Origin of the sequence: Clostridium sp. cel8 (genome assembly GCF_014050525.1) — a bacterium.
Classification (GTDB): Bacteria; Bacillota; Clostridia; order Clostridiales; family Clostridiaceae; genus Clostridium_B.
In genome coordinates this window covers 37,907-49,613 of sequence record NZ_JACGAG010000007.1, presented here as the reverse complement: position 1 = coordinate 49,613, position 11,707 = coordinate 37,907, and the positions used below count along the sequence as shown (strand labels likewise).

Annotated in this window: 12 protein-coding genes; 11 read left to right on the top strand and 1 reads right to left on the bottom strand. The window is 29.9% G+C overall.

The window, feature by feature from the left end:
- Position 1: 1 nt before the first annotated feature.
- The 8 genes from H2684_RS07720 to H2684_RS07685 all read left to right on the top strand — a co-directional run bounded on the left by H2684_RS07720 (position 2) and on the right by H2684_RS07685 (position 6,174).
- Positions 2–340 (top strand): PTS sugar transporter subunit IIB, encoded by a 339-nt coding sequence (locus H2684_RS07720; RefSeq protein WP_182088830.1) that lies wholly within the window; start codon positions 2–4, stop codon positions 338–340.
- A gap of 36 nt (positions 341–376) precedes the next feature.
- Positions 377–1,666: a PTS transporter subunit EIIC gene (locus H2684_RS07715; protein WP_347707535.1), complete on the top strand. Its 1,290-nt coding sequence runs from the start codon at positions 377–379 to the stop codon at positions 1,664–1,666.
- A 48-nt stretch (positions 1,667–1,714) separates the two neighbouring features.
- Positions 1,715–2,803, top strand: coding sequence for a Xaa-Pro peptidase family protein (locus H2684_RS07710; RefSeq protein WP_182088828.1), 1,089 nt, complete (start codon positions 1,715–1,717; stop codon positions 2,801–2,803).
- Entirely contained in the window at positions 2,804–3,985 is a 1,182-nt protein-coding gene (locus H2684_RS07705) for an aminotransferase class I/II-fold pyridoxal phosphate-dependent enzyme (RefSeq protein WP_182088827.1), read from the top strand.
- A gap of 12 nt (positions 3,986–3,997) precedes the next feature.
- A complete protein-coding gene (locus tag H2684_RS07700) occupies positions 3,998–4,600 on the top strand; it encodes an RDD family protein (protein WP_182088826.1) in 603 nt (200 codons plus the stop codon).
- A gap of 132 nt (positions 4,601–4,732) precedes the next feature.
- On the top strand, positions 4,733–5,419 hold the full coding sequence (locus tag H2684_RS07695; protein WP_182088825.1) for a YeeE/YedE thiosulfate transporter family protein: 687 nt from the start codon (positions 4,733–4,735) through the stop codon (positions 5,417–5,419).
- A gap of 15 nt (positions 5,420–5,434) precedes the next feature.
- Complete coding sequence (locus H2684_RS07690) at positions 5,435–5,659, top strand: sulfurtransferase TusA family protein (protein WP_182088824.1); 225 nt, start codon at positions 5,435–5,437, stop codon at positions 5,657–5,659.
- Positions 5,632–6,174 carry a YeeE/YedE thiosulfate transporter family protein gene (locus H2684_RS07685; RefSeq protein ID WP_347707534.1) on the top strand — a complete coding sequence of 181 codons (543 nt, stop codon included), beginning with the start codon at positions 5,632–5,634 and terminating at the stop codon, positions 6,172–6,174. The genes H2684_RS07690 and H2684_RS07685 overlap by 28 nt, the downstream gene beginning before the upstream one ends.
- 28 nt (positions 6,175–6,202) lie before the next feature.
- Here H2684_RS07685 and H2684_RS07680 read toward each other — a convergent pair whose 3' ends face one another.
- A complete protein-coding gene (locus tag H2684_RS07680) occupies positions 6,203–7,093 on the bottom strand; it encodes a LysR family transcriptional regulator (protein WP_182088823.1) in 891 nt (296 codons plus the stop codon).
- A gap of 237 nt (positions 7,094–7,330) precedes the next feature.
- Between H2684_RS07680 and H2684_RS07675 the strand changes: the two genes are divergently transcribed.
- Genes H2684_RS07675 through H2684_RS07665 form a run of 3 tightly spaced genes read left to right on the top strand, consistent with a single transcriptional unit; the run spans position 7,331 to position 11,678 of the window.
- The gene (locus H2684_RS07675; protein WP_182088822.1) at positions 7,331–8,596 is read left to right on the top strand and encodes a YeeE/YedE family protein; all 1,266 of its coding nucleotides are present in this window, start codon (positions 7,331–7,333) and stop codon (positions 8,594–8,596) included.
- 41 nt (positions 8,597–8,637) lie between these two features.
- Positions 8,638–10,335, top strand: a complete 1,698-nt coding sequence (locus H2684_RS07670; protein WP_182088821.1) for an FAD-dependent oxidoreductase — start codon at positions 8,638–8,640, stop codon at positions 10,333–10,335.
- An 11-nt stretch (positions 10,336–10,346) separates the two neighbouring features.
- Positions 10,347–11,678, top strand: a complete 1,332-nt coding sequence (locus tag H2684_RS07665) for an APC family permease (RefSeq protein ID WP_182088820.1) — start codon at positions 10,347–10,349, stop codon at positions 11,676–11,678.
- Positions 11,679–11,707: the final 29 nt, after the last annotated feature.

The window sequence follows — 11,707 nt, the reverse complement described above, 5'->3', positions numbered from 1 at the left end:
AATGAAAATTGTATTATGTTGTGCAGGAGGATTTTCAACGACTATGCTCATGGAAAGTATGAAAGGTGTAATTAAAAAGAGTGCAAAACTTAAAGAGGATGATTTTAAATTTGCTGCGATTCCTGTAGATATTTTGGAAAGTGAAGTTGAAGATTGTGATGTTGTTGTTGTTGGGCCACAAATTGCGCATAAGTTGGATTATATTAAATCAATAATTGATCCACATGAAATTCCTTATGTAGTTGTGGACAAAGAAACTTATGGAAAAATGGATGGGGCAACTGTATTGAAAAAAGTACTTATAGAACGTAAAAAAGCTGATATGAAAAAAAATAAATAATGAGGTGGAAAAATGTTTAATAAGTTCGAAGCTTTTATGAACAAATATTTAGCACCACTTGCTAACAAAATGGATAAAGAAGTACATTTGAGTGCCATTAAAAAAGCTATGGTAGCTTTAATGCCTCTACTAATCATAGGTAGCTTTTGTCTGATTCCAGAGGCTATTCCTAATATGATTGGTAAGGATAATGGGATATCTCAATGGATACTTGCTAATCTTGATATTATCTATATTCCATACAACGTAGGTATGGCACTTATGTCATTATATGCTACAGCTATTATGGCGTACCATCTTGCCAATTCTTATAAGATTGATGTTCCAGGATCTGTTATTATGGCGGTTATTGGTTTCTTTATGATAACTGTTGATTATACAAAAGATGGCGGAATTATGACTAAGTATTTAGGACCAAAAGGTCTTTTTTCAGCAATGTTTGCTACAATTGTTGCTGTAGAATTATATCGTTGGTGTAAAAAGAAAAAATTCACAATTAAAATGCCAGAATCAGTACCAGATTTTGTTTCAAGATCATTTGAAATGATTCCAATATCAGTTATTATTATTGGTTGTTTCTTAATTATACGTATTGTGTGTGTAAACGTGTTTAATATAATGCCACCATTGATTTTTACAAGTATATTTGCGCCGCTAGTTGGATCTATGGACAATCCATTGGCTTATACATTCCTGAAGATGTTGCAATGTTTACTATTCTTCTTTGGAATTCATCCATCTGTATTAAGTCCAATTACAAGCCCAATTTCTACTCAGTTTTTAGCAGAAAATATAGCTAACTATAAAGCGGGATTACCAATGACTCATTTCTTTGCACCTGGTCCAGATTCTGCCTTTGGAAATTTTACAGGTACAGGAATAACATTTGGTTTAGTATTTTGGTGTTTGTTTTCTAAATCTAAGGCATTAAAACAAGTAGGACGTGTTGCATTAATTCCTGCACTTTTCGGAATTAATGAACCAATATTATTTGGTGCTCCAATCGTATTAAATCCTATATTCTTTATTCCATATGTTATTTGTGGTGGAATTATAGGAAGTATACCTGGATGGATGATGAAATTTGGAATATTAAGATGTTCGTTCTTTACTCCACCTTATGTAGGTGTTTTCTTGGAAGGATATTTAACTAATATGGATGTAATGTCAATTGTTGCTAATGCAATTCAATTACTCTTATCAATTAGTGTATGGTATCCATTCTTTAAGATATATGAAAACCGTTATCAGAAAAAAGATAATGAAAAGAATAATATCTCTAAACAAGATGAAGAAATATTAAAAGATCTTGATTTAGATTTCTAAAACAAAGACAAACTTATGTTTGCCTTAGTCTTTAAAGGTGGGGATAATATGGCGAGAATGGTGAAAAAAGTACAGAAATTTATGTATAATAACAATATTGATGCTATGCTTATAAATAGTAAAACTATGAAAAAATGGCTATCGACTATGACAGGTAGTGGTTGTAATATTTTAATTACTCAAAATAAAGGTTTCCTCATATTAGATGAAAGATACTTAACAGAAGCTAAAGAAAAAGAACATGACCTTGAAATACTTCTAAACTCTTCATATAAGGGCAGTAAGAATTACTTAGCAGTAGTTGAAGATATATTAAAAAAAGAAAATTGTCATAATTTAGGCATTGAAGCTTCGCAAATGTTAGTAAAAGATTATAGAGATGTTGAAAAGCTAGGGGTTCAAATCATTCTTTTAGATAAAGAAATTGCTAAATTGCGCATTATAAAAACACAAGAAGAAATAGATACTATGAAAGAGGCAATTGATATTACAGATGATATTTATAAAAAAGTTATTGAAAATATACGAGTAGGAATGACAGAGTATGAAATAAGCGCTCTTATTCAATACAATTCAATTGCTTCAGGAGCTCAGCAGATGTCTTTTGACACAATTGTAGCAACTGGGGAGAGAACAGCTTTACCTCATGGAAGACCTACTCAACGTAAGGTTAAGGCTCATGAACCAATTATGATTGACTTTGGAATACAGTATAAAAATTATCAATCAGATATGACCCGTATGTGTTTTATTGGAGAACCAGATCCTAAGATTAAAGAAATTTATGATATTGTTTTAAAGGCACAGTTAGCAGGATTAAATGCTATTAAGTCAGGTGTTGTTGCAAGTTCTGTTGATAAAGCTGCTAGAGATATTATTTCTAAAGCTGGATATAGTAAATATTTCAATCATGGATTAGGTCATGGTCTTGGAATAGGAGATGGCTGTGAAATGCCAGTTTTAAATCCTGAAAGTAATACTATTTTAAAGGAACATATGATGATGTCTTGTGAACCTGGAATTTATGTTCCAAATGTTGGTGGTGTGCGTATTGAAGATGATGTAGTTATTATTAATGGAAAAGGTATTCCACTTAATAAGACTACAAAAGATTATATAATTTTGGAGGTAAGATAGATGAAATATAATTTTGATCAAGTTCATAATCGTCTTGGAACTTATTCTACACAATGGGATTATATTCAGGATAGATTTAATAAAAGAAATTTATTGCCGTTTTCAATTTCAGATACTGATTTTATTGTTCCAAAACCTATTACGAAAAAGATTCTTCAAGTTGCAGGCCAGCAGATATATGGATATACTAGGTGGAATCATCATGATTTCAAGTCATCTATAACAGAGCATTATAAGAGAAGATTTAATACACATATTGAAGAAAATTGGATTTTATATAGTCCAAGTGTTATGTATTCAGTGTCTTTATTAATCAGGTTGATAAGTTATCCAAAAGATAAGATTTTGACATTTAATCCTATGTATGACTCATTTTTTACAGTTATAGAAGACAATGATCGTATATTAGTATCAAACGATTTAATTCATAAAGGGGATTCTTTTGAAATTGATTTTGATTTATTTGAAAGACAGATAAAAGACTGTAAAGTATTGCTTTTATGTTCTCCACACAATCCTACAGGTAAGATGTGGTCAGAAGATGATATGAAATATATGGTGTCATTGTGTAAGAAATATAATGTAAAGATAATTTCTGATGAGATACATATGGATATACAGATTGGAAAAAAGAAGCAAATACCTCTTTTATCATATATAGATGACTATGATGAGTTATATACAGCTTCTTCTTCAAGTAAGACGTTTAATACTCCTGGATTGATTGGTTCATATGTTATAATACCAAAAGATACTGTAAGAGATGATTTCTTATATCACACTAGAAAAAAAGATTTTTTAAACTCTGCAAGTATATTTGGAATGTATGCTACAATGGTAGGATATACACAATGTGATGATTATATAGATCAATTAAATGACTATATTCGTGGTAACATGGAGCTGGTAGAGAACTTTGTTAAGAATGAACTTGTAGATTTTAAATTTAAAAAACCAGATGCTACTTATTTAGCATGGATAGATGGAAGAAAAGTTCCATATACATCTGAAGAAATTCAATATGCTTTAGTAAATGTAGGTGGAGTTGCTATTATGAAAGGTGAAACTTATGGATCTAATGGTGCAAAATATTTAAGAATGAATTTAGGATGCCCTAGTTCAAAGGTTAGAAAAGGTTTGGAAGGTTTTAAAAAAGCTATGGATTATTTGTATTCAAAATAGGAGGAAATTTTTATGCATAAATTATGGGGTAAGATAAAGTCCTTTATAAATAGAGAACCATCAAATGTCAGTATATCAAGGCGTCTTTTAGCATATGTTATAGACTGGTTCTTGGGAGGAATTGTTACAGGATTGCCTGCGGTTTTAATTTATGCTACAGTGACAAAAAGAACAGATATGTTTAGTAATCTCTATATATTTGCAAGTCTTGGATATTCAAGAGGATGGGCATATTTAGCTGGTGCTCTATGCTTTGTTACAGCCATAATTTATTATGTGTATATTCCATATAAGAAATATAATGGTCAGACAATTGGAAAGCATTTAGTTAAAATTAAAATTGTGAAAATGGATCATTCAGATCTAGATTTAAAAACTCTGTTTATACGTCAAATTATAGGATTGGTTCTTATAGAAGAATCTGCAGTTATAATTACAAGCTATTTAGTACAAATGCTTACTCTTATAAGTGGATTTTATTTTGAATACTATCTAGGAGTTCCAGGAAGAATTTTGACAATTATATCTGGTATTTTGATTTTAAGTACTGCATCACATAGAGCTATTCATGATTATATTTCAGGAACAACAGTTGTGTTAGAGGACAAAATATAAATTTATATATGTTTTATAAATAACCCAGTGAATTGACTAAAATTAAGACTTCACTGGGTATTAATTAATAGTGATATAATATTATATGTGGATTAAAGAAATAATAATTTTATTTAGAGAAAGGATGATATATTGTCAGATGAAATAGATGAATTAATTGAAAAACGTATCTCACAAGTAGAGAAGAAAAAGAGTCAGATTCCTTATGGAGTTATACTATTTTTAATTGTTTTAATATTATGTACAATGTTTTGGAAAAGCCACTATAATTATGCTGTGTGTCTAGGAGTAGGAACTATAATTGGAATTATTTTAAGATATTCAAGGTTTTGTTTTGCAGCAGCCTTTAGAGAACCTTTTGTTTCAGGAAGTACTAGAATACTTAGAGGAGTACTATTAGCCATGATTGTGAGTACTATTGGTTTTGCTGTCATTCAATCTGGATATAATTATACTAAGGGCGTTAATTATAACATGATTCCAGGGGCTGTTAGTTCTGTGGGAATCCATGTAATGTTTGGTGCTTTTATATTTGGTATAGGAATGGTTTTTGCAGCAGGATGTTCATCAAGTTTACTTATGAGAATTGGTGAGGGACATGCTTTGTACTGGATTGTTTTTCTAGGATTTATTATAGGAACTCTATTAGGTGCTAAAAGCTATTCATTTTGGTACGAGCATTTTATTAAAGATGCAAAGACAATTTATTTTCCTGAATATATTGATTTAAAAATTGTTGTTGTAGTTCAGATAGTAGTATTAATTATTTTATATAAAATTTCTCTATGGTATGAGAATAAACAATTAAAGGAAAAATAGTGGAGGAAAATTTTCATGGCAGTAAAAAAATTAGATTGTTTAAGTGAATTGTGTCCAATTCCTTTGCTTAAAGCTATGAAAGAATTGAAGACTATGAAAGAAGGGGATGTACTCATTATTGCTTGTGATCATAGTTGTGTTGTAATTGATATAGAAAAATGGGCACAAAATAAGAAGTATCCAGTTAAATCACTTGAATTAGGTGGAGGAGAGTGGGAAATATATATTCAAAAAGTATAGTAAAATATCTTAAGAAACCATGGCCTTATTGGATAGGTGGAATTTTATTAGGTATAATGAATGTAGTTTTATTAGCATTAATAGGTATAAGTTGGCAAATAACTAGTGGCTTTTTATTATGGGGAATTGGTATATTAAAATGTTTTGGACTAGATCCTTTTAAATGGGATTATTTTAGTCATTTTAAAGCTTATTATGAGCCAATTGCACTACATGGAAATGTGTTTATTAATAAATACACAATTTTAAATATAGGTGTTATTATAGGATCATTAATTGCAACTTTATTGGCATCTCAATTTAAATGGAAAAAAATAAAAAATAAAAAGCAATTTTTGCTTGCACTCTTAGGTGGGATTATGATGGGGTATGGAACTAGATTGACTGCTGGATGTACTATTGGAGCCTTTTTTAGTGGAATACCATCATTTTCTCTTCATGCTTGGGTTTTTGGAATATTTGTTATGTTAGGGGCATGGGTAGGTGTTAAATTTTTGGTTAGATTTTTCATATAGTTATAAAAAAGAGGAGCTAGTCCTCTTTTTAACAAAAACCTCTTTTATTAGACATTATAAAATCTATAAACATTTGCTCATGTTCTTTAAATGTATGTTTTTTTCGTGAAGCTATATAATAGGAAAAAGAAACACTTAAATTATCTACTTTAACTATTTGAATGGTCTGTTTTTTTAATTCTTGAGCCACTATTAGCTTTGGCAAAAAGGAAAAACCTTTTCCTGAAACAATAGATGATTTAATTGATTCTGGAGAATTCAAATCATAAATCACATTTAAATCTTTTATAGATAGATTCTGCTTTTCTAATGATTTTTCAATAACATGTCTAGTTCCAGAATTTTTTTCTCGTAAAATTAATGGAATTTGTTTTAGCTCTTCTATAGAAATTTTTTTAGGAGAATTGTTACTACTCCCTACTAAAATAAGTTCATCTGAAATAATAGGTTTAGTGATTATTTCATCTATATGTGGATCATATTGAATAATTCCAATATTAACAGTATGATCTTGTAATTTTTGAATAACTTCTGTTGAATTAAAAACTTCCATGTGAATATCTATTTTTTTATGCATATGCTTAAAAGTAAAAATACTGCATGGAATGGCATATTCACCTAGACTTTTACAACTACCTATTAGTAATTTTGGCTGTTTTTCATGCAAATTTATTAAATCTCTTTTAATATTTCCCTGAATAGACAGTAGAGTATCTGCATAATTGAATACTACAGACCCTTCTTCTGTTAATGTAACTCCTTTATTACTACGATTTAAAAGAGTTACTTGTAGTTCATTTTCTAAGCTTTTGATTTGATCACTCAGTCCAGGTTGAGTGATGTGGAGAATTTGAGCTGCTTTTGAAATACTACTACATTTTGCTGTAATATAAAATGATTGCAGATTTTCAAGATTCATATATTCACACCCTAAATACGAATAATATTTGTATAATTCCTATATTATATATGATACATAAAAAAAATATTTATTCAAGGTGATAATTAAGGTTAAATTTTCTAATTTTATAATTATTTAACTAAAGAAAATTATTATGCTATATAATTTTTACTTTATATAAAAACATAATAAAAACTACTATAATATTGTTAGAGAATTTTGTTAGGCAATTAACAAACAAGTGGGAGGTAAAAAATGAAAAAAGGTGAAGCAATTTTAGGATTTATAGTAATTTTTTTAGTATTGTTTTTAGGTAAAACATTTTTAAAAACGGACATGCTGTTTTTTAGACTCCTAATTGGAGTAGGTCTTGGATATGCATTGTCAAGGTCTTATACAGGATTTGCAGGTAGTGTAAATCGTGCATTTAGAACTGGATCAACTAAATTAATGAGAACACTTATGTTAATGTTTTTTATGACAGCGTTGCTAACAACTGCATTTTTATTTAAAAAAGATCCAACTACCTATAACCTTTGGATAAATCCAATTAATCTTGGTCTTATATTAGGAGGATTACTATTTGGATTTGGCATGTCATTTTCATCTTGTTGTGCAACAGGAGTTTTAACTGATTTAGTAACAGGACTGCCTAGAGCTTTTATTACATTAATATTTTTTGGAATAGGTGTATTTTTAGGATTCCCCGTGCAAAAAACAGCAAGTTGGGTTAAAAGTTCTTTGATTTCAACTCCAGTTGGTGAAAAATTGAATGGTGGTGTATTTCTTCCAGATTTATTCAAGTGGGATGGAGCTGGAGGATATATTGGAGCATTAACCTTGATGGCTATATTATGTGGAATCGTTGTATATATTTCATATAAATATGAAGGAAGTCGTAAATGCAATGATACATTTACTGGATATCCAACAGAGAAATTACAAGATGAAAGTAAGCCTTTGAATAGCAAAAATTATAAGCTTTTAAGTGAAGAAACATATATGAGAATATTTGATAAACCTTGGACATTAGCACAAGGAGCAGTTGTTTTAAGCATATTATTTTCTCTGTTAATGGGTGTCACTAAAGCTGGATGGGGAGCATCTACTCCTTATGGAATTTGGTTTGGAAAATTTTTAATGATATTTGGAGTTTCACCACAGGAATTATCTTCTTTTTCAAAAATGCCAGCAGAAGTTTATTCTACTCCTTTTTTTCAACATGGTGTATCAGTGCAAAATTTTGGTATAATAGTAGGGACGATAATATATTTATTGACAGCTGGTAAATTTATGAGAACATTTGTAACAGAACTACACATAACAGGAAGAGAAGCAATGCTATATGCATTAGGTGGAATTACTATGGGATTAGGCACTAGACTTGCAAATGGTTGTAATGTTGGAGCATTATATACACCTATAGCAAATTTTTCTCTTTCAGGATGGATCTTCTTAATATTTATGGTTTTAGGTGGAATTGTAGCAAACATACTTGGCAAAAAGTGGTCTAAAGCATAAGAAGTATAAATATAATTATAAAACTTAGGGAGGAATTTATTATGAAAAAAAGAATTTTGATTGTTGGGGGAGTAGCTGGAGGAGCTTCAGTTGCAGCAAGAGCACGAAGAATTGATGAAAATGCAGAAATTATAATGTTTGAAAAAGGTCCTCATGTATCTTTTTCTAATTGTTCTTTGCCATTTCATTTAAGTGGTATAGTAGAAAATAGTGATGATTTGGTTTTAATGTGTCCAACACAATTTAAAAAACAATACAATATTGAAGCTAGAGTTAATACTGAAGTTACTAAGATAAAGAGAGAAGAGAAGAAGATAGTAGTGAAAGACTTAGTAACAGGAGAAGAATATGAAGAGGCATATGACAAGCTTGTTTTATCTCCAGGAGCTAATCCAATCCGACCAAAAAGTATTGAAGGAGTAACAGCTCCAAATGTATTTACAGTAAGAAACGTAGTTGATATTAAGAAACTTAATGATTATATTGTTGAGAATAACATTGAAGATATAGCTGTTATTGGCGGTGGATTTATAGGAGTAGAAGTAACTGAAAACTTGCGTCTAGCAGGTAAAAATGTCAGCCTTATAGAAGCACTTGATCAGATAATGAGTCCTTTTGATTATGATATGGCTCAGATACTTCACAAAGAAATGATAGATAAGGGAGTTAATTTAATATTAAGAGATGGAGTAAAGAAAATAAATGAAGATTCTATAGAACTTCAATCTGGTAAAAAAGTTGCTGCAAAAGTCGTAGTAATGGCAATTGGTGTTAAACCTGAAACTAGTTTAGCTAAAGAGGCAGGACTTGAAATTGGAGAAACTGGAGGTATAAAAGTTGATCATAATTATTTGACAAGTGATAAAGATATCTATGCTGTAGGCGATGCTATTGAGGTTTATAATAAATTAACTCATAAACCTTCAAAACTTGCATTAGCAGGTCCTGCACAAAGACAGGCTAGAGCAGTAGCTGATCATATATACAATATACCTCATAACAATAAAGGAGTAATAGGATCCTCTGTAGTAAAAATATTCGATCTAGGAGCTGCATGTACAGGATTAAATGAAAAGACTGCAAAAAGAGCAGGAATTTCTTATGATTTTGTATATATAATTCCAACTGACAAAGTAGGATTGATGCCAGATAGCAATGTAATGCACTTTAAATTGATATATGAGTATCCAACAGGTAAAATACTTGGAGCACAAGCAATAGGAAAGGGAAATGTAGATAAGAGAATAGATGTTATTGCTGCAATGATTGAAATGGGCGGAACCTTAGAAGATTTAAAAGAATTAGAACTATGCTATTCTCCTATGTTTGGAACTGCTAAAGATGTAGTAAATCATGCAGCATTAGTAGGACTTAACTTACTATATGGAAGGTTTAAACAAGTTCCAGTAAGTAAAGTTAGGGAATTAGTAGAAAGTAATGCATTTATAGTAGATGTAAGAGAAAAAAATGAATATGAAGAGGGACATCTTAAAAATGCAATAAATATTCCATTAAGTGAAATTAGAGAAAGACTTGATGAAATTCCAAAGGATAAACCAGTATATCTACATTGTCGTTCAAGTCAAAGAAGTTACAATGCAGTAATGGCTCTACAAAATCTTGGATATAAAAATGTAATAAATATATCAGGTTCTTATCTTGGAATTTGTTGCTATGAATATTATGAAGATCAGGTAACAGGAAGGGAAAAGATAGTTACAAAATATAATTTTAAATAAAGGTTGGTTTTATGGTAAAGAAATTGAACAGAATAGATATACTAGCTTTAGCACTAGGATCTATTATTGGGTGGGGATCATTCACACTTCCAGGTTCAAAATTTCTCCATGAAAGTGGTATAATTAGCACGGCTGTTGGGTTAATACTTGGCGGCCTTGCTATTGTTTTAATACAAAAAGGTTACCACATTATGCTTGAGAGTAATCATGAAGATGGAGGAGAATTTTCTTATACTTACAATAATATGGGCAAAGCTAACGGATTTATAGTAGGTTGGTCATTGACTTTGTGTTATATAAGTATGGTTCCGCTTAATGCTACAGCATTTGTATTAGTGTTTAAGAAGCTGTTTGGAACAAAAGTAGATTTTTTATATCTTTATAAAGTAGCAGGATATCCTGTATATTTGTCAGAAGTCATAATTGCAAGCTTAATAATATTGATATTTGCTTATATAAATATTAGAGGAATAAAGGTAAGTTCTGGTATACAAAATATTATGAGCTTGCTTATGGTAGTAAATGTAACTATAGTATTTATATTTATGTTTATAAATACAGATCATAGTTTAATTATGAATACTTATATTTTAAATTATAAATTTGATATTGTTAAAATTATAAAAGTTTTTGCTATAGTTCCATTTTTGTTTGTAGGTTTTGATGTAATACCACAAGTATCTACAGAGCTTAATTTTGAGGCTCCAAAAGCAACTAAAATATCAATTTTAGCAGTATTTTGTGCAGTACTATTTTATAATCTATTAAACATTACAACTGGATTTGTATATACTCCACAGAAGGCATTGCAAGAACAATGGGCTCTAGGGTCTGCTATATTAAATAATATGGGATATATAGGTTTTTTACTATTAATAATATCATTGATAGGCGCAGTGTCAGGTGGAATAAATGGTTTTATGCTGGCTAGCAGTAAATTAATTGGATCTTTAGGTAAATATAAACTTATTCCTTCAAAGTACAATAAAAAAAATAGAAATGGTGTTTTTGAAAATGGAATTAAATTTATAACAGTAGTTAGTTTAATAGCACCTTGGTTTGGTAGAGAAGTTATTATATATATAGTTAATATGTCTTCTTTATTAGCTGCAATAGGTTATTTTCATGTGTGTTTTATTAGTTTTAAACATTCAATTGGATTAAACAGATATATTTCACAAATGGGAGCTGTTGTAAGTATTCTATTTATGCTATTACTCATAACACCTGGTTCTCCTGCAAGACTCAGCACGCCATCTATGATTTCAGTTATTTTGTGGACAATTTTAGGATACTTTTATTATAGAAAACATATATTAATGACAAATTACAATAGAGGATGATGTTGTTATTCAATATCTCCTCTATTTTT